Raw genomic sequence first — 21,868 nt, forward strand, 5'->3', positions numbered from 1 at the left:
CCCCTTCGGGTAGAGGGCTGGGGTGAGGGGCCTGGGCCTCTGAGCAAACATGAACTTGTCATGCGTCAACCCCGCCTTCTTCAAACCTCGTAGGGGAAAAAGCTCCAACGGCCATCTTCCGCGTGTCCAGCGTACGTAAAGGTCAGACCGCGGGTGGAGTAGCACCGCGCACCGGCTCAATGTTCGGTGCATCGTTTGCCTCATCAAAAGTCAAGCATTTCGAAGAGCTCCTCGGGCTCCTCGGGCGCCACGTACTCAGCGCTCGGATTGCCGGGATCGGCGAGCGCTTCCCATGCTCTCGGTGTGCGGCCTCGTCGCGCGCCCCAGGCGAAGTCCGGCTCGGATGGCTGCGGATCGGGTTGAGGCTGCGCACGCTGAGGTGTTTGAACCAACTGCGCTTCCAGTTCAACGGTGAACTGGTCCAAACCCGGCATTGCAGCCGGGGTGGCATGGGGCACCCCCTGCTGGCCGCCCTGCTGTTCCTCGGGCGTACTTGCCAACGAATGGTTCAGGTCGCCATCAATCCGGACGCCGGGGTCAGCCCTTTCCCTTGCTCTTGGGACGCGGGCTCGTGTCGCGCCCCAGGTGAGTTCGGGCTGGGATGGCAGCCGATCAGGTTGGGGCTCTACACGCGCAGGCGTTTGAACCAACTGCGCTTCCTGCTCGGGCATGAAGTGCTCCAGCCCCGGGGTCCCTGCTCCACTCGACTCGTTCAACCGCGGCCGCACGCTGCGGATGCCCCAGACCTCTTGGGATGCCGGCTGCGCCACAGCGGCTTCACTGGCGGCGCGTTTGAGTGCCTTGGAGCGCCCTGCCGATGATTCAGCCAATGCCTCGTTCACAGGTATCACGCTTGTCGACGAGGCAGGCGCTCGCTCGCTCTTCAGTTGTCGCTTCAAATTGAGGCATCGCTTCAGCTTGCGCTTCGGGACACCGGAAAGCAGGGAAATATGATCCAAGGAGAGTTCCGGAAGCTCGCTCTGTAGCCGGCCCGCGTAGCGTTCGCATGTCTCGCCCTCGTCTTGTGGAAACTGCTGGACGATGGTCGCCAGTTCGGGGGACAGTTCGCGATACGCCGGGTCCTTCCTCAGGTCGCTTTCCAGAACACCGGAAAGCAGGGAGATCTGAGTCACGGTGAGCTGCGAGAGCACGCCATGCAACCGCCGCGCGTAGGGTTTGTTCCTCTCACCCTTGGCTCGTGGAAACCTCTGGAGGATGGGCACCAGATCTTCGGGCAGTTCTCGAAACGCCGGGTCATTCATCAGCCTGCGTTTTGTGACGCCGGAAAGCAGGGAGATCTGATGCACGCTGAGCTGCGGGAGCACGCCATGCAGCCGTCGCGCGTAGGGTTGGTCTTTCTCGCCCTCGGCTTGTGGAAACCGCTGGAAGATGGGCGCCAGTTCGGGGGGCAGTTCCCGAAACGCCGGGTCATGCCTCAGGGCGACTTCCGGGACGCCGGAAAGCAGGGAGATCTGTTCCAAGGTGAGCTCCGAGCGTTCGCGATGCAGCCGTCGCGCGTAGGGTTGGTTTTTCTCGCTCTCGCCTTGTGGAAACTGCAGGAGGATCGGCGCCAGTGCGTCGGGCAGTTCCCGAAACGCTGGGTCCTGCCTCAGGGCGCTTTCCTGGACGCCGGAAAGCAGGCATATCTCAGGAATGCTGAGCTTCGAGAGCGCGCCATGCAGTCGGCGCGCGTAAGCTGCGTTTGTCTCGTCCTCACCTTGCGGAAACTTCTCGCGGATGGGCACCAGATTTTCGGGCACAACTCGAAACGCCGGGTCCAGCTTCAGGTTGATTTCCTTGACGCCAGAAAGCAGGGAGATCTGCTCCAAGGTGAGGTCGGGGCGTTCGCGATGCAGCCGGCGCGCGTAGGGTTGTTTCTTCTCGCCCTCAGCTTTTGGAAACTTCCGGAGGATGGGCGCCAGTTCAGCTGGCAGTTTCCGAAACGCCGGGTCCTCCTTCAAATGGTGAATTTGGACGCCCGAAAGTTTGGCCGATCTGAGCCAAGGTGAGCCGTGAGCACTCGTGTTGCAGCCGGCGGGCGTGGACCTGTTTTCGTTCGCCCTGGAGTTTCGGAAACAGCTTGCGGATCATCGTCAAGTCGACGACGTCATCCCCCGATGTGCCAGCAGCAGGTCCACTGGCCAACGGCTGCCCCAGCGGTAGGCTGGGCAGCGCAACAACCGAGCGAGGCGGCAAGGACTGCAGCGAGGGGCCTGCCGGCGAAGCGCTACGGCGTGTCAGATCCAGCGTCGTGCGCGCGGTCGCATCGGTGGAACCACCTGGTTGCCTTGTTTGCGGGGGATGTTGTTGTTCCACGTGACTTGGGGAACCGGCCGCACTGGGAATTCTCGAAAACATCTGGGATCTCTTTGCTAATGGGTTGGCTTGCCTTCCAAGGCCTGTTGATCGAAGACAACCCGATGCCGCATCGTGGCATCGATCGGTATCACCGCCACCGACGAACACGAAGCCCCGTGCATGCAAGCGAAGGGAAGAATTCGGTGGTGCTGCTTGGAGCAACATCAGCATCCGCTATGACAACCTGGACGCCACGGGCGTGATCCTCCGCCAGCGATAGACCATACGCGATCCGCTTCCATGCGATCGCCACGCAGGTTCTAGCCTGATCGGCCTCTCGATTGATCAGCCAGTGGCGCGGACAGACTGATCGCTGGACGCGCGCCGTACTGCACAAGATCTCCCAGATCACCCAGGCCCCGAGGCTCAGGCTCCCTATTTTGATGGACCACGCGTGGTCCATCATGGAGCGGAAAACTCCGGTGATTCCCCGGAGCCTTTACCCTATTGCCCCTTCAGGCACCGCCGTTTGCAAAACAACTGGCAATCACGTCTTCGCTCTCGCCGACTTCGCTTGTATTCATGAATGGAGGTGATGTCATCTCCTGCCAGAAGACACCGGAGGTGCTGGTAGGCGGAGAGTTGCAGTTGCCGACGCATCGCTTATGGCTGTTGACGCCATTGACCCAATTGCCACCCGGATCTGTCGCCGTCGAGCCATCAGTGTCGGCAGTTTCCGGCAGCCCACCGGTCCAGCCAAGAATCCACGGACCACCGCTCGCTCCACCGGTCAAGTCGCTGCCGATGACCTTCGAGACCTGGCCACCAGGGACAAAGTCGTGCGTGTACCACTCCGGTGATGCCGTGGCCTGCAAAGTCGCACCATTGAAAGGTGCCGCTTGCGGGTAGCCAAACGTCATCTCGACTTGAGTTGCCGGGAAGTTCCAAGCCCGTCCAAGCGTTCCCGTGACATTGCCGACTTTGTTGGCGACCACTTGTCCCACCGGGTTGGTGATCAAGCATGAATAGTCGCTGTCGGGATTGCCGCCGTTGTGCCAAGCGGTGGCTATAGCACTGCTGATCACTGCCCAGCAACCACGCCCCGGGCGCGGCCCGGCATTCCAGCTTGGGCAGAACAGTCTGTTGGTCGCAAATGCGCCCCTGCCATTGGAGTTGCAATGACCTGCAGTGATGAGAGTGCTGGCGCCAATGACAGAAGCGGAGCACACCCAGTTGCTGCCGTCCAGTGTGAAGAACAACTTGCCGATCGTAGACTTCGGATAGGACGCAATCGATTCAGCCTCGCGCCATCGTTGGAACGGGCCATATGGACCGGAAAGTGGATTGACTGGCTTGGCGCCATGCATCGGCAGCAGCAGATCGCCAGCAGGCTGCAAGGACAGCGATATCAACGCATCGTTCGACAAGGTCTTCGGCGATGTGTCGCAGTGGGCGGCGTTCGGGGGACAGCCTTGAACATAGCCCGGGACTGCCGGGACGGCACTGCGCTCAACGCTGGTGGCAGGGCCAATCGACTGCGGACTGACGGGGATGTGGGCATCTCGCGGTCTCGCAGCCCCCATCCTCTCCGGCGTCCAGTATTCGCCGGCCGTCATGGCGGCATTCCCTTGTACAGAAATCTCGTGCGTGACCCCATTCGCGGTCACCTTGGACAAGGACTGTGCAGTGGAAGCCACTGCCAATAGAGACAATGCTGGACCAACCAGCAAGCCTGCGTACTTCATTTTTTTCTACCTCCGTAGGATGAGACTGACAGTGCGCGCCTTGCCCCTCGTCCAGTGCGTGCGGTATAGGTCGTCAATGACGACACTCATAGCATCGGTCACTTGTTCGAATCCGTCACCCCCCTAGACCGCAATAGTGAGCGGGCATGCCATGTGCCCTCCTTTGCCACATGAAGCAACAGACCCTGCCCTGGCTGCGGCGGCATGGCGAGTGCAAGCCAGCAGCGTGTGCCTGCGCTGCGCCACCACCACTGGGTCGACTACTGGGCTATCTATCGGGTGCCGCAGGGAAACCTCCTTGGAAACCTCCCCCTGTGCTCCCACGGAACCGTACTGTCCGCAACCTGAAGGCATACACATCAGTTTGAATCGCACCCATGCACGGCAACCGCCCCTCGTAGCGCTCGTCATGCGAAGAGGATTACGGAAGTGCGAAGAAGGCACGACGGATTTCGGCGTGGTTCAGAGATTGCTCACCACATGACGGCGCAAGCAACGATCCAGCCCGCAAAAGGTCTCTGGCTCGGCGCGACGGTTTACAGAGTGCAGCGGGCTGCGCTGCCGGTTGTGCGACACGATCTTCACCGCCCCGCTGCCGGCGGCGGTGGCCTCAGAGGCTGCCTCAGAGGCTGAAAGTTTTTCGATCATGCCCGCTCATCACGCCAAAAGCCTCCTGCTCGTCGTTGCAAATGCTCGCCATAGCCAAGCTATGGCTGCGCTTTGCGCCTAAATCTGGCGCCTTTTGACGTGCTGTTCGGACAGTTCGAAATGCTCTCAGCCTCTCATTGCCCAAGTACGACTCGAGCTGCGCCAGCATGATCGCCATGCTGCACTTGGGCAATGGCATGCCGCACTTCCGCCTCGAAGCCTGCAGGCCTCGCTGTACATCCCGCTGCCCGATGCGACGCAGCGGGACATCGTTTCCAAGGCCGCGCCGTCACCGCGCGCGGTGTTCGAAGAGCTGATCCGCCAAGCCGCCCAGGCGCCACTGCTGCACAGCGATGACACGCCGATGAAGATGCTCAGCCTGATGAGGCCGAGATCTACAAGCACGACGCGCAGTGCCGTGAGGAGGCCTATTCGCCTGAGCAGCGCCTGTCGTTTCATCAGACCGATGCGCTTACTCAGCACTCCCTCATCGACGTGGCCGAAAACCGTGGATCAAGTTCGATCAACGTCTCGTGATGCAAGCGGCCAAGATGAGTGGCCAAAAAAGCCACCGGCCAACCCCACGCACATCGCCGCTGCGCCGCGGCAAGTGTGGTGCTGGGACATGACGTTCCTGCCGGCCACGGTGGTGCTGGTTCCACCCGTATCTGATCCTGGCATGAGAGACACATGTCGGAATAGTCGCGGCTCCATAGATATAGGGATGTGCGCCGCGAGACTTCACCTATAACGTTGCGGCAATTAGGGGCACGCCCAAAGCCAGCGGAGGACAGCATGCCGATCATTCCCTACGACCCCGCTCTCGTCGCGCTACTGAACCCGGATCGAACAAGCACGGTGTTCGGCAAGCTGGTGCCGGGGCCTGACCGCGTCGACGCAATATGCGCCGAGTGTTCGCGCGTGGCCCATGCACACTATGTTCGCCCCCTTCAAGCCGCGGGGTGGCGACCATGAGCAACCGCTCCCGGCAACTCGTCGTCTGTTGCGACGGCACCAACAACACGCTGACCGGCGGTATCGAGGACACCAACGTCCTGCGGCTTTACGAGCACCTGCGTCGTCACACCCCGACTGATACCGCCCCATACGAACGCCTGCTCTACTACGACCCCGGCGTCGGAAACCCCGACACGGTGCCACCCACGGACTTGATCGACTGGGTCAGCCGAAGCTGGCAACGCATGTCCGGCCTGGCATCGGGCCGCGGCATCTATGACAACATCGAACAGGCCTACGCATTCCTGATGCGCAACTGGCGCGACGAACAGGACCAGATCTATCTGTTCGGCTTCTCGCGTGGTGCGTTCACCGTGCGGGCCGTTGCGGGCATGGTTCACTTGTTCGGCATCCTGAAGCCACAGCACGAACAGCTTCTGCCGACGCTCGTGCACATCTACTTTTCGCTGCCCGCTGAAGCTCATAAGCCGATGCAACAGTTCACCCGCTGGATGCATCGCGCTGTCGGCAAGCGTGGCAAGGCGGCGGCAGAAGTCGGGGCGCATCCCAAGGAAGCCCCTCTGTCACCGCGCGAAGCTCTGGCAACCCAGGTACGCAATGAGTTCACGAGCAAAGCTGGCAGCGAAGCCTGGGTGCACTGGGTTGGCGTGTGGGACACCGTCGCGTCTGTAGGCCTGCCCGGCCCGCTGTCGCGCATGAACCCCAGCACCGCGACATTGCAAAACAAGCGCATTCGACATGTCAGGCATGCACTGTCGTTCGACGAGCATCGGTGGACCTTCGAGCCTCGACTGTATGAAGTCCCCGCCGACATTGACGGACCGGATAGAACGCTGAAGCAGCGCTGGTATCCCGGTGTTCACTGCGACATCGGGGGCAGCTACCCGAGAGACGAATGTGGCTTCTCCGACGCTGCGCTCGCATGGATGACCTCGGAAGTTTCCTCTGCGCTGAACGTGCCGCCTATTCCTGCGTCGAAGGCAACGTACGTCCGGCATGACGCGCTATGGGACACGCCATGGTGGGCGCTGGCAGGCATGACCATGCGCGACATGCAGCCGCGGGTTCCGGCACCCGATTCGGCCGGCGAGAAGGTCACGATGAAAGTCATCCCGGCAGAGCTGCCGCCTGGCGAGGTGCGCAGCGTGTGGCGCGAGCGCCGGCCGATCTGGCCACTGTTCGTCGCGGCGGTGCTTGGCGCGCTTTGCCTGGTGCTCTCGGGCTGGTGCCTGCTGCCCAAGCTTCATGTCGAAGACGGCCTTGCGGACGCCATGCACCAATCGATTGCGGCTGCGCGTGCCTTTGCCGATGACCAGCTCGCGTCACTGTGGTTCACGGGCTTGCTTGAGAAAGCGCACGAGCCTTGGCTGCGACCGGGGCAACCCGGATGGGCGATGTTCTGGGACCTGGGCTTCATTCTCGGATGGGGCTATCTGCTCGCCCGCATCTCTTCACGGTCCTTCGCGTGGATGGCTGGTGCGAGATCACTCAAGTCGAGCATGCCGCTATGGTGTTGGCTCGGCATGGCACCCTTGCTCGCGGTGGGCGGCGACATCACGGAAGATCTGTTGACATGGTTTGCCCTTGCAGCGCACAGCATAGGCACCGACATGGTGGCGCGCGTCTTGTTGTTCCTGACCGGCATGGCTTCCATTGCCAAGCTTGCCGGACTCATTGCCTGCATGCCTTTGGTCGCGGTTCGGGTCTGGTTGATTTTTCGACCGAACGCCGAGAAGCGACCTGCCTTGGACGAGCAAAAGATATGTTGACCCTCTTTGATCGCCGGTCCATGCCTGAATTTGGCCGAGAGCGGGGGTACCGTTCGAACTTCTCCGTGGCCGGGTCGAAGCGGGAACACAGGTAGAAGTCGCTGACCCCGACCTGATCGCGCTCGTCGACGTAGACGGCGTAAGAGCGCGGGCTCTCGCCCGGATAGACGCCTTCCAGCAAGCTCGGCAACAATGAGACGACGAGGGTCTTTGCATATTTTCGCACCCGGGCTATCGTCATCGCACGGGTCCGGACTTGCTTTCCACGCAGATTGGCCAGGTGTCATGCGATTCACTCTATTCGCTCTCAAAGCCGTCCGGCATCCGGCGGCCTTGTGTTGCCTCCTGTGGCTCGGCCTCGTCACCGCATCCGCGTCCGATGTCGAGCCCTTGCGGATCGGGCGTGGCGGCGGAGGCATGACTTCCATATTGGCTGACAGCACGGTGGCAGTTCTGCAAGCCGCATACGCCAAGCTGGGCGTGGAGATCCGCTTCGAGGAATATCCCTTGCTGCGCTCGCTTGCATTTGCCAATGCGGGGACGATAGACGGGGACATGATGCGCATCGCCGAGACTTCCGAACGGTACCCGAACCTGATCCGTGTCGACGTTCCCGTCAACTACCTCGAGATCACCGTCTACGCTCGCGCGCCCTGCCCCGTCATCAAGTCCTGGGACGATTTGCGCGGCAAGCAGGTTGCACATTTAAGGGGAGTGCTGGCCATCGAGCGGCGCGTGAAGGAGGCCGACCGCGTCCCGGTCGAGACCCAGCAGGAGCTGTTCCGAATGCTCAATCTCGGCATGGTGGACCTGGTGCTTGGGACCGGCGTGGAGGCAGATGTCAGCTTGCGATTGAGTGGCGAGAAAGGCCTGTGCCGCGTCGACGGCGTGCTCGAACGTGTGCCGCTCTACCACTATCTGCACAAGCGTCATGCGGCGCTGGCGCAGCGGCTCCAGGCGCAGTTGCAGTCCATGCAGCAGCGTGGGGAAATCGATACCATCTTGCGGCGAGAACTCGCCCGGAGGGTCGGACGCTGAAGTTTCAGCTTGCGTCGTCCAGCACTTGTCAAATTTCGACGGGGGCTATGCGGCGACAAGGTTCTGCGACGCGTGGCACGCTGCATGGAGTCGGCAGTGCGCGACTCCGACACCGTGAGCCGCCACAGCGGTGATGCATTCGTCATTCTGCTGGCCGAGATTTCCTACCAGTCCGACGTTGCGCTGATCGCAACGAAGATGCTGTCCGCCATCGGGGCGTCGAGCGAGAACGCGCCTGCGGGCACGGTCAGCGCGAGCATCGGCATTGCAATCTTTCCGCAGGATGGCGAGAACGCCACCACGCTCGTGATGCTCGACAACCATGACGAATGGCCGCCACTGTGTTCGCTGCCAGACAGAACCGGGCCTGCGATCAGCCTATGTTCTTCGAGCATGGCTGGTCATTCGTACGACCGCCGGCGATGAGTACGCATACGTGGGGAACGTGATGACAGTAACGTTGAAACCACTCGAATGGGCAATCCCGAAAGTCGCAGCAGCGCCTGGAACCTCGGGGAGCGCCGACTCCTTCGATGACGAGGACTTCGTCTGGCCGAACCCGCCATGCGCGAGCTTTCCCGCGGCCAAGGCACAGACCGAGCCCCTGCCGTGCGCGATCGTCGACCTGCTGCCCACACAAGGCAACCCCATGAAGACCGCCTACCTCGGCTTCACACTGATCGAGTTGATGATCGCGACAGCAGTGGTGGCCGTCCTCGCTGCCGTGGCTCTGCCGTCCTACCGTGCCCATTTCCGCAAGTCGATGCGTGCCGAGGCCCAGGTGTACCTGTTGTCCGTGGCCTCGCGCGAGCAGCAGTTCCTCGTCGACACGCGCAGCTACAGCGCGTCGCTTGCGGACATCGGCGTTGCGATGCCCGACAACGTCGCCCGGGCCTACAACGTCGTCCTCGACGCTCCCGCATCGGTGCCTCCGGGCTTTTCGTTGACCGCCACGCCGAAACCGGACCAGTCGAGCGAGCGTTGCGGAACGCTGAGCATCGATCAGAACGGGACCAAGATCGCCGCAGCAGGCGGTTGCTGGTAAGAGGCCCGGACCATGCGAACCACGAATGGACTGCACCGTGCGAGACGGCGATCAATCACCGCCATCCCAGGCGCGACGAGCGGGTTCACGCTGATCGAGTCGATGGTGGCGGTGGCAATTCTCGGCGTCCTCCTCGCAGCGGCGGCCCCTTCCTTTCGCACATTCATCCGGGACCAGCAGGTCAAGGCCCTGGCCCTCGACCTGACAGCCGACCTGCTCCTCGCGCGCAGCGAAGCGTTGAAGCGCAACGCCAGCGTATCGATTGCGCACAGCGGTGCCGGCTGGAGCGACGGCTGGACGACCGCCACCAGCGTCACCAACGAGCGCATCAGCACCCGCAACGCATCGACCGCCGCCATCGTCTTTTCGGATGCACCGGCGTCGATCACCTTCGTCAACGGCCGGGTTTCGTCGCCGGCCGTTGAGGTGCGCGTCACCCTCGTGGGCATCGGCACGAGCCGCTGCGTCGAGCTGGACCTCTCGGGTCGCGCTCGTTCGTCCGTGGGGGCCTGCACATGAAGAGCAACACCCTGCCGACGCTGCAGCGTGGTGCGCTGCTGATCGAAGTGCTGGTCGCCATTCTCATCTGCGCGTTCGCGCTTCTCGGCTTCGTCGCCATGCAGTCCAGGGCGACCTTGACCGAGTTCGAGTCCTACCAGCGCAGTCAGGCGCTCTTTCTGCTGGACGACATGGCGAATCGCATCAACATCAATCGAGCCAACGCGGGCGCCTATGTGTCCGGCACGTTGATGGGGGGTGGTGCATTGGTCGATTGCGACGGCAAGACGAGGGCGGACATCGATCTGTGCGAGTGGGGAAACCTCATCCGGGGCAGCGCCGAGATCCGCGGCGGCAGCAGCATCGGCTCGATGATCTCCGCGCGCGGGTGCATCGCCCGCTCCGCGGGCAGCACCGATCGCTACGTGTTGTCCCTTGTCTGGCAGGGCATGGTTCCCACCGGCGCACCCGCCGGAACCTGCGGAAAGGGCGATGTCGCATTTCCTGCCGAGACGCTGCGACGCATGGTTTCGTCGACGGTGTGCGTGGGTCTGCTGCACGACGCCGCGTCTGCGCCATCGCTTGCACGCTGCTGAGAGGCTGAGATGCCATGAACACACCCCACCGTTCACCTGCCCGGGGCTTTTCGCTCATTGAATTGATGGTCGGGCTCGCGCTCGGGCTCATCGTCACAACGATGCTGCTGCTCGTCTTCGCCAATGCTTCGACCAACGGGCAGAACCTGGCGCGCTCAGGCATGCAGATAGAAAACGGCCGCTACGTGTCCGAACTGCTGGCAGACGATTTGCGCCTGGCCGGCTTCTATGGCGAGACGTCGGTGAGAGGCGCCCTCTACACCACGCCCAACCCCTGCAGCACGTCGCCCACGGGTTGGATCGGTTCGCCCTTCACACTGCCCGCTCCGGTCCAAGGCTACGGCCCGATGGACGCTCTGTCATGCCTGCCCAACCGCAAGGCAGGCACCTACGCAGTCGCGGTGCGTCGCCTGAGTGTGGAGGCGGTCAACCCTTCGACGATCAGCGCAAGCAATGCCCAGTACTACGTGCAATATTCCTTTTGCGCCAACGACGTGACCGCGCCGCGGCTCATCTTCAGCACCGACCGCGCCCTGCTTGTCCTGCGCAATCTGGATTGCACCGCCCCCAACCTGGTGCGTCCCTATGTGTCGCGCATCTACTACGTGGCCACCTGCAATCGCTGTGGCGCAGGCGACACCACGCCAACCTTGAAACGGATCGATCTCGTGGGCGGCCAGCTGACGACCACCGCGTTGGCTGACGGCATCGACGACCTGCGGCTTGAATATGGATTCGACATGGATGGCAACGGCAGCGCAGATACCTACCTCACCGCGCTCGGCACGGCGGGAGGCAGCACGGCATGGAACAACGTCGTCGCCGTCAACGTCCATTTCGTCACTCGCTCGCTCGACAAGGCGGTGGGCTCCGGGCTCGCGGCAGCACAGCAGTTCCGGATGGGAGGAGCGGGAACGGTCAACACGCCCTCCGATGGATACACGCGCCGGGTCTACGGCATCACCATCCGGCTCGTCAATCCCAGCAGTTCGAGGGAAGTTCAATGAGCCCACGACTCGCTGCCCGCGAAATCGGCAGCGCGCGACATGACGGTTCGCCGAAGAGCCACTGCGGATTCCACCATCGCGGCATCACGCTCATCTTGTCGCTGATCATGCTGGCGGCGCTGGCGATGCTCGCCATGTCGGCCGTCAACACGAGCATGAGCAACATGCGCATCGTCGGCAACACGCAAGCGCGACATGAGGTCTTGTCCGCGGCTCAGGCGGCCGTGGAGCTGACCATCAGCTCGCCACTGTTCGTGCAGCAGTCGGCCGCCGTGGCCGCCGCCCCGATCCCGGTCGATGTCGATGGCGACGGCGTCGCCGACTACAGCGCACGCCTGTCGCCGGCGCCTGCCTGCTATCGCGTTGGTGTCCTGAAGGTCACCGAACTCGATCCTGCCTCCCCGGACGACATCAAATGCCTGGGCTCCAGTTCGGTCCAGAACTCCGGCATCGAGGTGCAAGGCTCCGCGCTGCCCACAGGCGACTCCTTGTGTGCCGACAGCCAATGGAATGTTCGCGCCGTGGTGACCGACAGCCGCCGCAACGCCAGCGTTGCGGTGAACCAGGGCATCGCCGTTCGCTCGTTGAGTACCGACACGGCCAATGCCTGTCCATGACCACGTTGCCTGTCCATGACCACGCTTTGGAGCCTCACGACCATGAACAGACTTTCAAAGCAGCTTCGCGCGGTCCTCCTGCTGGCCATGGCCGGGTTCATGATCCCCGCGTGGGCGGAGGACATCGACATCTACTCGGGCGCCAACAGCGGCGGCGCGCTGCCGAACGTGCTGGTGATTCTCGATAACTCTGCCAACTGGTCGAGCAGCACGTCCGCAGCCAGTTGCTTCTACAAGGAAAACGGCGTCGTCACCGCCGCAGGCCCCAAGACATCGAGCCCCGACAAGGAACAGGGCACGAAGATGGGGATCGAGAAGTGCGCGCTGTACAACCTGATCGACGCCCTGCCGGTCAGACCCGGCGCCAGCGATCCGTCGAACAACGCACTGTTCAACGTGGGCATCATGCTGCTGAACGAATCGCCCGGCAACGGCGCCTATCCGCGCAGGGCGTTCACCGCGCTCACCACCAACAACAAGGCCGCGCTGAAGGCGCTCATCAGTGCACTCAGTATCGAGGCCGACAGAGCAACGAACGGCGATTTCGCGAAGGCGATGTACGAGGCCTATCTGTACTTCAAGGGGGCCACGCCCTACCAGGGGACCCAGGGCGGCAAGTGGGACCATGCGGCGGTGTCCGGCGGCAAGTACGTCAGCCCCTCGCAGGCCTCTTGCGCACGCAACCATGTGATCTTCATCGCCAACGGATCGCCCCAATCGTCGGAGAACGGCAGCGCGCAAACGCTGCTGGCGGACGCGGGCGGGGACACTTCGCAGATCACCTACGCGACGTCCTACGTCAAGAGCGTCGACCAGGCCAACTGGGCCGACGAATTCTCGCGCTTCATGCGCGGCATCGACGTGAGCGGCAAGGACGGTGCGCAAGGCATCGTCACGCATGGTTTGGCAGTGACGGGCGACCCGAGCGACGGGCTCTACCCGAACTTCATTCAGGCCATCGCAACGGCCTCCGGCGGCACGTTCCACAGCGCGGGCAGCGCCGATTCGCTGCTGGATTCATTGCTGGTCGTGTTCAACGAAATCCAGGCCGTCAACAGCGTGTTTGCCGCGGCCAGCCTGCCGGTCGCGGTGAACGCACGCGGCACCTACCTGAACCAGATCTACATGGGCATGTTCCGACCGGACGCCGATGCCCATCCGCGCTGGCGCGGCAACCTGAAGCAATACCACTTTGCCCTGGACAACCTGGGGCTCTTGCAACTCGTCGATTCGAACGGCGCAGCGGCGGTCAGTTCGACGACGGGTTTCATCAGCACTAGCGCCACCTCGGCCTGGACCGCCGGCAGCACGTTCTGGAGCAACCAGCCCCTGGGTACGCCAGCTTCGGCCAGCGACTCGCCCGACGGTGAGGTGGTCGAAAAAGGCGCGGCGGCACAACGATTGCGTACCGTCTACGCCACATCGCAGGCTTCCCGCAAGGTGCTGACCTGCGTCGGATGCAGCCCCAATACCGTCCTCGGCGGCACGGGCAGCACCGAGTTCAAAGCGGCCAACGCGCTCGTCACCGACGCCTCGCTGGGTGTTGCCACCTCGGGCCGCGCCGACCTGATCGACTGGCTGCGCGGCACCAGCAACGCCGGCGACGAAGCCGGCCCCACCACCAGTCCTGCGACCACCATTCGCCCATCGGTCCATGGCGACGTGCTGCATTCGCGCTCGGCTGTTGTGAACTATGGCGGTTCGCGCGGCGTGGTGGTGTTCTACGGCGCCAACGACGGCATGCTCCACGCGATCAACGGCAATCCCTCCGGCGCCGGCGCTGGCGACGAGCTGTGGGGCTTCATTCCACAGGAGATGTTTCCCAAGCTCAACCGCCTGCGCGCGAATTACCCGACCGTGAGGCTGTCGACGACCGCGTCCACCACCGCCACGCCACGCGGCTACTTCGTGGACGGCCCCATCGGGGTCTACCAGAAAGTCAATGCCGACCAGACGATGAGCCGGGTCATCATCTACATCGGCATGCGCCGCGGCGGCCGGCTCTTGTACGCGTTCGACGTCACCGACCCCGAAGCGCCGCAGTACCTCTGGAAGAAGACCAGCAGCGACCTGGCACAGCTCGGGCAGACATGGTCGGAGCCGAAAGTTGCGAGGATCCTCGGCAACGCCAACCCCGTTCTGGTCTTCGGCGCAGGTTACGACGCAGATGCCGAAGACATCGGCACGCCAGGCGCCACGACGATGGGGAACCGGGTCTACGTGCTCGACGCCATCAGCGGCGTCTTGCTGAAGGCTTTCTCCACGGAACGCAGCGTCGCAGCCGACGTCGCGCTGGTGGACGCGGATCTCAACGGCCAGATCGACCGCGCCTACGCCGTCGATCTGGGCGGCAAGGTCTACCGGATCGACTTCGAGACGAGTACCAGCACTGCACCGAGCGCCTGGTCCATCGACACGATCGCCGATCTGTCTGGAGGAACGAGCACGGGCCGCAAGTTCTTCTTTGCGCCCGATGTCGTGGTCACCCGCTCGTTCGCTGCCTTGATGTTCGGCTCGGGCGATCGCGAGAAGCCACTGCTGAACGCAACCCGGGACCACTTCTTCCAGATCTTCGACACTTACAGAGGCAAGGGTGCGCCGGCGAACCCGGTCGTCACCGTCTGGAACGACCTCACCGCTGCAAGTTCGGCGTCCAGCATTGCGGGGCGAGGCTGCTACGTGGCGCTGGAACCGGGAGAAAAGGTCGTGAACGCCGCGACCTCGATTGCCGGTGCCTCCTACTTCGGCACCAACCGCCCCTCCAGCGCGGTGACGTCGGGCAATGTCTGCACGGCCGACCTGGGCGTGGCGAAGACCTACGCCATGCCAGATGGCCCAACAAGTCGCCTTCTGCATCGGGTGCCCGAACTCCAAGCAATCGGGCCTCGAGGCTTCCCGCGTGAATCCGGTCATCAACGTGCCGCGCAGCCGGATCTACTGGTATCAGGAAACGAATCGGTAAGGACATGGCCCGGAACAAGTTCCCGTTTTGGGGGCGCTGGGCGGGATGCGATGCAAGGCGCTCCGAGCGCCGTGTGGCGAGCCACACAAGTGAGGAGCAATGCCGCAGCGCGCCCGCCCAGCCCCCCAAAACGGGAACTTGTTCCGGGCCATGTCCTAAGCCTGCAGCAGGCCTGGGACGCGGTGCCGCGTCCTCGGCTGCCTTGGTCCAGCAGTCCAGCGCGCCGGCTTCGCGCGCGGCTATCAGGCTGCCGCCTTCCTCACCGGATGCCCGTTCTCGATGTGCACCACATCCCCCGACTTGAGCCCTGAGTTGGTGGTGCGTTCGTACTTTTTCTTGGTGCCGTCCTTGAAGGTCACGGTGGTAACCCAGACGGTGTACTTCTTCATGTCTTTCTCGATCTCGTTGCCGGCCACGCCACCGCCGACGGCACCGAGCACGGTCAAGGCCGTCTTGCCGCCGCCGCCGCCGAACTGGTGGCCGACCACCCCGCCCGCGACTGCGCCGCCCACCGCACCAACGCCGCTGGCCTTGCCCTTGCGGGTTTCGGTGTGCGCATTCGACACCACGCCGCAGCCATCGCAAATCGACGAGAGCTTCACGCCGCTCACGAGCTTGGGAGCGTCGTGCGCACGGGCATGGTCGGCAGCGAAGGCAGGTTGCACGGCGAGCGCCACGCCGGTGAGGATGAAAGTGGACAACACGCGCTTCATGATCAATCTCCAAATGGAACGGCAAAAAGGCAAAACGAGAGCTTGCCACAGCTGGGCTGCGCACAGCCCACACAAACGGACGTGACGACGCGATGCGTGCGATCGTGCCGCCTGCTCGCGTCGCACCGCTGACGACCCGTCGTCGCGCAGACCGGATGCCGGGATCGTCCGGCGAGCACGGCGCAACGGCGACAATCGCGGCATGTCCGCCAAGTCTCTTCGCGTCCTGTCGCTCATCCCGCCGATGACGCAGCTCAACACCCCGTATCCGTCCACTGCGTACATCACCGGGTTTCTTCGTTCCCGGGGCGTGGACGCAGCGCAGGAAGACCTGGCGCTCGCGCTGGTGCTCAAGCTGTTCTCCGTCGATGGCATCGCGTCGATTCGCAAGTGCATCGACGCGATGCCTGCGCGCACGCGAACAGCACTCGTGAGTACGTTCCATGAGCAGTTCGACCGCTATGCGTGCACGATCGGCCCGGTCATCGCCTTCCTTCAAGGACGCGACCCGACCATCGGCCATCGCATCGCCTCGCGCAGCTTTCTCCCCGAAGGACCGCGCTTCGCATCGCTCGACGTCTACATCGACGAAGACGGCGGCGATCCGCTCGCCTGGGCTTTCGGCGCGCTGGGCATGCAAGACCGCGCGAGGCACCTTGCCACGCTCTATCTCAATGACATCGCCGACGTCTTGCGTGACGCCATCGATCCGCGTTTCGAGTTCGTGCGCTATGCCGAGTCACTGGCGCAAAGCCAGCCAACCTTCGATCCGCTTGCCGACGCCTTGTCCGCGCCGCTCAACCTCGTCGACCGCACGCTGATCGAGCTCACGCTGCGATCCATCGAAGGCCACCAGCCCGATCTGGTGCTCGTGTCCGTGCCCTTCCCCGGCTCCGTCTATGCCGCCTTTCGCATCGCGCAGGCCATCAAGGCAAAGCATCCGAACATCCTCACCGCGCTGGGCGGCGGCTTCGTCAACACCGAGCTGCGCGAACTCGCCGAGCCGCGCGTGTTCGACTACTTCGACTATGTGACGCTCGACGACGGCGAGCGGCCCATCCTCGCCTTGCTCGAACATCTGCGTGGCGAGCGAGCCCAGGGCCGCCTCGTGCGCACCTTCGTTCGCACACCCGAAGGTGCAGTTCGCTACGTCAACCTCAATCTCGGCGAATCGGACATTGCGTTCGCCGAAGTCGGCACACCCACCTGGGACGGCCTGCCGCTCAATGACTATCTGTCACTGCTGGACATGCTCAACCCCATGCACCGGCTATGGTCCGACGGGCGGTGGAACAAGCTCACCGTGGCGCACGGCTGCTACTGGAAGAAGTGCAGTTTCTGCGACGTCAGCCTCGACTACATCTCGCGCTATGAAGGCGTGGCCGCCACCACACTGGTCGACCGCATCCAGGCCATCATCGACGAGACCGGCCAGACGGGCTTTCACTTTGTCGATGAGGCCGCTCCGCCCAAGGCGCTCAGGACGCTGGCGGCTGAGCTGCAAAAGCGCAATCTCTCGATTTCGTGGTGGGGCAACATCCGCTTCGAAAAATCATTCACACCCGAGCTGTGCCAGGAGCTCGCCGACAGCGGCTGCATCGCAATCTCGGGAGGGCTCGAAGTGGCTTCCGACCGCCTGCTGCAGTTGATGAAGAAAGGTGTGTCGGTCGAGCAGGTGGCACGCGTCACGCGCGCTTTCACCGACGCCGGCATCCTGGTCCACGCCTATCTGATGTATGGCTTTCCGACGCAGACGGTGCAAGACACGGTGGACGCGCTGGAATACGTGCGGCAGCTTTTCGAGCAGGGCTGCATCCAGTCGGGCTTCTTTCACCGCTTTGCTTGCACGGTGCATTCGCCCGTGGGCAAGAACCCTGAACAATACGGCGTGAGCCTGCAGCCGTTGCCCCCGGTGTCGTTCGCAAAAAACGATGTGGGCTTCATCGACCCGACCGGTGTCGATCACGATGCATTGGGCGTGGGCCTGAAGAAGGCGCTCTACAACTACATGCACGGTGTCGGCCTGGAAGCCGACGTGCGGAGCTGGTTCACGGGAAAGGTGCCGCGCACTACCGTTGCGCGGCACTTCATTCAACGGGCGCTATCGCACTCGTAGCCTCTCAATCCGGGCCTCACGAATTACCAGGTATCGCTGCGCGTCACTGGGTCCCACTTGCCGCCGCGGGCGCGATACACACTGACCACGCCATAGTGCTGCTCGCCGTCGCCGCGGAAGCGAACGTTGCTCGTGACGGGCGCCAGCGCGTCGATGTGCTTCAATTCATTGAGCACATTCTTCGGGTCGGCAGTGGCGCCGCGCTGCATCGCGGCGGCCAGAACGTACACCGCGTCGTAGGCGTAGTGCGCACCATAGACCGGTTCGCCCTTGAAAGCATCACGAAATCTGCTCAGGAATTGCGGGCCGGCTATGAACTCGCGCGCATCAACGATCGGTGTGGTGGCGTACACCGCACGGATGCCAGCCGACGCCCCCGACAGCTTGTCCGTCTTGATCGTGTCGCCGCCGATGATCGTCATTTCGGACATGCCAGCCTTGACAATTTGCTCGATCAGCGCCGCTACCTGGAAGTCGGCGAGCGTCGTCACGAACACATCGATATTCTTGCTCTTCAGTTCAGGGATGAGCTTGGAGAAATCAGTTGTCTTGTCATCGAGGCTCGCGCGCAAGATGACTTCCTTCTTGTTCTTCTTCATCTCGACCGCGGCCAGATCGGCCAGACCCTTGCCGTAGGGCGTGTTGTCATCCACTACCGCAAAGCGCTTGCCGTCGATCTGCGTCGCCGCGTACGAGCCAAGAGCCTTGGATTGCATGGCGTCGTTGGCCACCAGGCGCAGCGTCGTGGGCAGGTCGAGCTGCGTGTATTCGGGCTTGGTTGAGATGGCAAGCTCCGCAATGTTGTGCTGCGCGTAAATGGGCGCCGCCGCAATGCTGACGCCCGAGTTCAGATGCCCCACGACTGCGACCACCTTGGCGTCGACAAGCGTCTGCGCCACCGCCATGCCCGTCTCCGCATTGGCCTTGTCATCCACCGCCACGACTTCAAGCTTGACCGGCTTGCCATTGATCGTGAAGCCTTTGGCGTTGAGCTCGTCCACGGCCAGTTGCACCCCGTTCTTCATGTCGGCGCCGAGTGGGGCGAGCGGCCCGCTTAGAGGCTGCGCGACGCCGATTTTCACGGTATCGGGGATCCGGTTGCACGCGCCGAGCAGGATTGTGGAGGCGATGGCAACGCCGGCAAAAGCGGAACGGGACAGTGTCATAGTGACCTTCGTAACTATCATGAAAAACGTCGGCGCAGTATGCCCACACTGCATCTGGCCAGGTACAGGGTTACTGTGGGGTCGCGCCGTGAAGATGTGAATCGACGGCATTCCTACACATCAGGAACAGGGACGCGACCAAGCCCCAAATGCTGAAGTCGTTCTGGTTGATGGTGTCGAAGCGACCGCCCCAAATCGTCCATGCCTCGCTTTGCAGCCCTCGCCCGAGCGTGCATGTTTTACATATGGCAAACAATGTTCGGAACAAATGCAAACTTTTTTTGAGATTCATGGAACAAGCGCAACGACCTGTAGTCGGAACGGGCCGCGCGCACGTTGCCCAGTGATCGCGTGAGCAAAGCCTTGTCATTTTTTCAACTCCTCTCCAACACGATGCTCAAGAACGCCCTCATTTCTCTCGCCTTCTGCCTGTGCTGCGTCGCGTCGCATGCTGTCACGATCGAGTCCGCCCACGCACTGGTGATTGATGAAGAGAGCGGCGAGATACTCCTCGAGAAGGATGCCGCCACCGCGGCGCCCATTGCATCAATGACCAAGCTGATGACGGCGATGGTGGTCCTCGACGCGCATCTTTCGCCCACCGACGCCATCCGCATCGACAAGGCCGATCTCGACACGCTCAAGCACACGCGCTCGGGGCTATCTGTGGGCACTGTGCTTCCGCGCAGCACGCTCATCGAAATCGCGCTGATGTCCTCCGACAACCATGCCGCCGCCGCGCTCGCACGCACATACCCGGGCGGCAATGAGGCTTTCCTGCTGGCCACGCAACACAAGATCACCGAGCTGAAGCTCGAGAACACCGCTTTGGTCGAGCCGACAGGTTTGTCGCCCGATAACCATGCGACGGCGCATGACATGGCGAAGATACTGACGGCGGCATCCACCTACCCGGAGATCGTGAGAGCCACCAGCCAGTCCAGCAGCCGCATTGCAGTGCGCGGGCGCGGGCGCGTCTTTCACAACACCAATCATTTCGTCGGTCGCCCCGGCTGGAACATCTCGGTCTCCAAGACCGGCTTCACGAACGAAGCCGGTCGCTGCCTGAGCATGCGGCTCGAAGCAGCAGGGAGAAAGATCCTGGTGGTGCTGATGGGCGCTGTCGCAGGCCCGAAGCGGGCGCTCGACGTGCTCAACATTCACCGCCTTGTGGGCGGGCAGCCTGAGTTGCCGGCGATCAGGACGGCACTGAGACGGCCGGTCCGCCGGACCTGAAGAGGCTCAGCCTCTGAGAGGCTGAGAGTATTTCGAACGTGTCCGAGCAGCACGTCAAAAGGCGCCTGATCCAGGCGCAAAGCGCAGCCATAGCTTGGGCAACGACGAGCAGGGGGCTTTTGGCGTGATGAGCGGGCATGATCGAAATACTCTCAGCCTCTGAGCCCTCCCGCGCGACGCTTCCCGGCCTGCCTCATCGCAGCGAGCCACTCGGCCGGGTCGGCCGTCTTGTCGACGCAGACGTCGAAGCCCGCCTGGCGGGCGTGTTCGCGCCAAGAATCGTCGAGCGTCACGCCACTCATCATCAGCAACACCATGTCGTCGGCCAAAGGCGACTGCCGCAGCCGCTTGGCGGCCTCCATGCCGCCCAGTCGCGGCATGTGCAGGTCGAGCAGGACGTAGCGTGGCCTCCAATCCTCGGCGGCGGCCACGGCCTCGATGCCATCGGACACGGTTCGCACTTCGTATCCTTCGGCGACCAGCAGCGCGACGACGGACTGCTGCACGAGATCACTGTCGTCTGCCACGAGCACCCGGGCACCCTTGTCGGTCGAGTCTCGTGGTTCCACTTCTCGTGGCTCCAGTTCACCCAGTGAATCGACCTCTTTCGACGCCCCATTCCCGGCTTCCGCCCTCCCCAACCCCGCTGATCGCGTCGCGCCTCTACCGCCGCGAGCAATGTCCTGCACTTCGTCGATCAGGCCAACCATCTGATCCACCTGCCGACCCATGATGGCCCGCGCCTTCGTCTTGGTCTCTTCGGCAATGTTGGGGCGCTTCAGTAATTCGAGAGAAGTCAGCAGAGGGGCCAGCCGGTTGCGAAAATCGTGCGCGATCCTGCCGAGAGCGTTGGCCGTACGCCGATCGTCTTCGACTCGGTGAGTGACATCGAGGAACAGCAACGCGAGTCCGCCGTCGTTCAGCGGGCTGGCTCTGAGCTCGAAAGCCCGCCCATCGATCGTCATTGAATCCATGGAACGGCCAGCAACGTCCTTGGCCAATGCAGCATGAATTTCGGCCTCGAGCGGTGCATCCTGCAAGCTTTCGGCGAGAGAAAAAAGCTCGCGACCTACCGAGCTTGAAGCCCGCAAACCGAACAGGCGTTCGAAGGCGCGGTTCAATCGGATCACACGGCATGTTGCATCGATGGCGACGAACGGGTCATCGATGCTGTCGAGAAGATTGCTATCTGACGTCACTGGTCGGGTCTCGGATCACGAAGTTCGCAACCACCGGAATGTACGTGACCAGTTGTCTCTTGACTCTGTCGGCCCACTGGAGGCCGGTCGCCGCATTCGGAGATGCTGAGCTGAGGACATGGCCCGAAACAACTTACCGTTTTGGGGGCGCTGGGCGGGCGCGCTGCGGCGTTGCTCCTCACTTGTGTGGCTCGCCACACGGCGCTCGGAGCGCCTTGCATCGCATCCCGCCCAGCG

General features: G+C 62.8%; 18 protein-coding genes. 12 read left to right on the top strand and 6 right to left on the bottom strand.

Translation table 11 applies throughout. The features are described 5' to 3' along the window. Window positions 1–203 precede the first annotated feature (203 nt). The 3 genes from AC30NL_RS01425 to AC30NL_RS01435 all read right to left on the bottom strand — a co-directional run bounded on the left by AC30NL_RS01425 (window position 204) and on the right by AC30NL_RS01435 (window position 4,691). On the bottom strand, window positions 204–1,829 hold the full coding sequence (locus AC30NL_RS01425) for a hypothetical protein (RefSeq protein WP_489462227.1): 1,626 nt from the start codon (window positions 1,827–1,829) through the stop codon (window positions 204–206). Between the two features lie 984 nt (window positions 1,830–2,813). Beyond that, window positions 2,814–4,043 (bottom strand): trypsin-like serine peptidase, encoded by a 1,230-nt coding sequence (locus AC30NL_RS01430; RefSeq protein WP_489462228.1) that lies wholly within the window; start codon window positions 4,041–4,043, stop codon window positions 2,814–2,816. A gap of 462 nt (window positions 4,044–4,505) precedes the next feature. Then, entirely contained in the window at window positions 4,506–4,691 is a 186-nt protein-coding gene (locus AC30NL_RS01435; RefSeq protein ID WP_489462229.1) for a hypothetical protein, read from the bottom strand. 795 nt (window positions 4,692–5,486) lie between these two features. Between AC30NL_RS01435 and AC30NL_RS01440 the strand changes: the two genes are divergently transcribed. The 10 genes from AC30NL_RS01440 (at window position 5,487) to AC30NL_RS01485 (ending at window position 15,512) form a co-directional block, all read left to right on the top strand. After that, the gene (locus AC30NL_RS01440; RefSeq protein ID WP_489462230.1) at window positions 5,487–5,666 is read left to right on the top strand and encodes a hypothetical protein; all 180 of its coding nucleotides are present in this window, start codon (window positions 5,487–5,489) and stop codon (window positions 5,664–5,666) included. Next, window positions 5,663–7,438 (top strand): T6SS phospholipase effector Tle1-like catalytic domain-containing protein, encoded by a 1,776-nt coding sequence (locus tag AC30NL_RS01445; RefSeq protein WP_489462231.1) that lies wholly within the window; start codon window positions 5,663–5,665, stop codon window positions 7,436–7,438. Before AC30NL_RS01440 ends, AC30NL_RS01445 begins: the two co-directional genes overlap by 4 nt. A 285-nt stretch (window positions 7,439–7,723) precedes the next feature. Next, window positions 7,724–8,476, top strand: a complete 753-nt coding sequence (locus tag AC30NL_RS01450) for a substrate-binding periplasmic protein (RefSeq protein ID WP_489462232.1) — start codon at window positions 7,724–7,726, stop codon at window positions 8,474–8,476. A gap of 9 nt (window positions 8,477–8,485) precedes the next feature. Next, window positions 8,486–8,902, top strand: a complete 417-nt coding sequence (locus tag AC30NL_RS01455) for a diguanylate cyclase domain-containing protein (RefSeq protein ID WP_489462233.1) — start codon at window positions 8,486–8,488, stop codon at window positions 8,900–8,902. A gap of 22 nt (window positions 8,903–8,924) precedes the next feature. Continuing rightward, complete coding sequence (locus AC30NL_RS01460; RefSeq protein WP_489462234.1) at window positions 8,925–9,521, top strand: type IV pilin protein; 597 nt, start codon at window positions 8,925–8,927, stop codon at window positions 9,519–9,521. A gap of 12 nt (window positions 9,522–9,533) precedes the next feature. After that, window positions 9,534–10,040 carry a GspH/FimT family pseudopilin gene (locus tag AC30NL_RS01465; protein ID WP_489462235.1) on the top strand — a complete coding sequence of 169 codons (507 nt, stop codon included), beginning with the start codon at window positions 9,534–9,536 and terminating at the stop codon, window positions 10,038–10,040. Beyond that, the gene (locus tag AC30NL_RS01470; RefSeq protein ID WP_489462236.1) at window positions 10,037–10,615 is read left to right on the top strand and encodes a type IV pilus modification PilV family protein; all 579 of its coding nucleotides are present in this window, start codon (window positions 10,037–10,039) and stop codon (window positions 10,613–10,615) included. The genes AC30NL_RS01465 and AC30NL_RS01470 overlap by 4 nt, the downstream gene beginning before the upstream one ends. 14 nt (window positions 10,616–10,629) lie before the next feature. After that, window positions 10,630–11,622 (top strand): PilW family protein, encoded by a 993-nt coding sequence (locus tag AC30NL_RS01475; RefSeq protein WP_489462237.1) that lies wholly within the window; start codon window positions 10,630–10,632, stop codon window positions 11,620–11,622. Next, a complete protein-coding gene (locus AC30NL_RS01480; protein ID WP_489462238.1) occupies window positions 11,619–12,239 on the top strand; it encodes a pilus assembly PilX N-terminal domain-containing protein in 621 nt (206 codons plus the stop codon). The genes AC30NL_RS01475 and AC30NL_RS01480 overlap by 4 nt, the downstream gene beginning before the upstream one ends. Before the next feature lie 42 nt (window positions 12,240–12,281). Next, a complete protein-coding gene (locus AC30NL_RS01485) occupies window positions 12,282–15,512 on the top strand; it encodes a pilus assembly protein (protein ID WP_489462239.1) in 3,231 nt (1,076 codons plus the stop codon). Here AC30NL_RS01485 and AC30NL_RS01490 read toward each other — a convergent pair. Further along, window positions 15,444–15,914 (bottom strand): glycine zipper 2TM domain-containing protein, encoded by a 471-nt coding sequence (locus AC30NL_RS01490; protein WP_489462240.1) that lies wholly within the window; start codon window positions 15,912–15,914, stop codon window positions 15,444–15,446. The genes AC30NL_RS01485 and AC30NL_RS01490 overlap by 69 nt on opposite strands. 202 nt (window positions 15,915–16,116) lie before the next feature. Between AC30NL_RS01490 and AC30NL_RS01495 the strand changes: the two genes are divergently transcribed. Then, window positions 16,117–18,030, top strand: coding sequence for a B12-binding domain-containing radical SAM protein (locus AC30NL_RS01495; protein ID WP_489462241.1), 1,914 nt, complete (start codon window positions 16,117–16,119; stop codon window positions 18,028–18,030). A 23-nt stretch (window positions 18,031–18,053) separates the two neighbouring features. Here the strand turns inward: AC30NL_RS01495 and AC30NL_RS01500 are convergent, their stop codons facing one another. Continuing rightward, the gene (locus tag AC30NL_RS01500) at window positions 18,054–19,196 is read right to left on the bottom strand and encodes a branched-chain amino acid ABC transporter substrate-binding protein (protein ID WP_489462242.1); all 1,143 of its coding nucleotides are present in this window, start codon (window positions 19,194–19,196) and stop codon (window positions 18,054–18,056) included. 393 nt (window positions 19,197–19,589) lie between these two features. Between AC30NL_RS01500 and AC30NL_RS01505 the strand changes: the two genes are divergently transcribed. After that, window positions 19,590–20,432 (top strand): D-alanyl-D-alanine carboxypeptidase family protein, encoded by an 843-nt coding sequence (locus AC30NL_RS01505; RefSeq protein ID WP_489462243.1) that lies wholly within the window; start codon window positions 19,590–19,592, stop codon window positions 20,430–20,432. Between the two features lie 152 nt (window positions 20,433–20,584). Here the strand turns inward: AC30NL_RS01505 and AC30NL_RS01510 are convergent, their stop codons facing one another. Beyond that, a complete protein-coding gene (locus AC30NL_RS01510) occupies window positions 20,585–21,631 on the bottom strand; it encodes an ATP-binding response regulator (protein ID WP_489462244.1) in 1,047 nt (348 codons plus the stop codon). Window positions 21,632–21,868 lie beyond the last annotated feature (237 nt).

It is taken from the genome of Rhizobacter sp. (assembly GCA_021153565.1).
Lineage (GTDB): Bacteria > Pseudomonadota > Gammaproteobacteria > Burkholderiales > Burkholderiaceae_C > Albitalea.

Coding starts and splice junctions, on each gene's coding strand:
- AC30NL_RS01450 (WP_489462232.1), top strand. CDS start 7,724: ATGCGATTCACTCTATTCGCTCTCAAAGCCGTCCGGCATCCGGCGGCC.
- AC30NL_RS01485 (WP_489462239.1), top strand. CDS start 12,282: ATGAACAGACTTTCAAAGCAGCTTCGCGCGGTCCTCCTGCTGGCCATG.
- AC30NL_RS01445 (WP_489462231.1), top strand. CDS start 5,663: ATGAGCAACCGCTCCCGGCAACTCGTCGTCTGTTGCGACGGCACCAAC.
- AC30NL_RS01480 (WP_489462238.1), top strand. CDS start 11,619: ATGAGCCCACGACTCGCTGCCCGCGAAATCGGCAGCGCGCGACATGAC.
- AC30NL_RS01465 (WP_489462235.1), top strand. CDS start 9,534: ATGCGAACCACGAATGGACTGCACCGTGCGAGACGGCGATCAATCACC.
- AC30NL_RS01500 (WP_489462242.1), bottom strand. CDS start 19,196: ATGACACTGTCCCGTTCCGCTTTTGCCGGCGTTGCCATCGCCTCCACA.
- AC30NL_RS01430 (WP_489462228.1), bottom strand. CDS start 4,043: ATGAAGTACGCAGGCTTGCTGGTTGGTCCAGCATTGTCTCTATTGGCA.
- AC30NL_RS01435 (WP_489462229.1), bottom strand. CDS start 4,691: ATGATCGAAAAACTTTCAGCCTCTGAGGCAGCCTCTGAGGCCACCGCC.
- AC30NL_RS01470 (WP_489462236.1), top strand. CDS start 10,037: ATGAAGAGCAACACCCTGCCGACGCTGCAGCGTGGTGCGCTGCTGATC.
- AC30NL_RS01505 (WP_489462243.1), top strand. CDS start 19,590: ATGCTCAAGAACGCCCTCATTTCTCTCGCCTTCTGCCTGTGCTGCGTC.
- AC30NL_RS01460 (WP_489462234.1), top strand. CDS start 8,925: ATGACAGTAACGTTGAAACCACTCGAATGGGCAATCCCGAAAGTCGCA.
- AC30NL_RS01490 (WP_489462240.1), bottom strand. CDS start 15,914: ATGAAGCGCGTGTTGTCCACTTTCATCCTCACCGGCGTGGCGCTCGCC.
- AC30NL_RS01440 (WP_489462230.1), top strand. CDS start 5,487: ATGCCGATCATTCCCTACGACCCCGCTCTCGTCGCGCTACTGAACCCG.
- AC30NL_RS01495 (WP_489462241.1), top strand. CDS start 16,117: ATGTCCGCCAAGTCTCTTCGCGTCCTGTCGCTCATCCCGCCGATGACG.
- AC30NL_RS01475 (WP_489462237.1), top strand. CDS start 10,630: ATGAACACACCCCACCGTTCACCTGCCCGGGGCTTTTCGCTCATTGAA.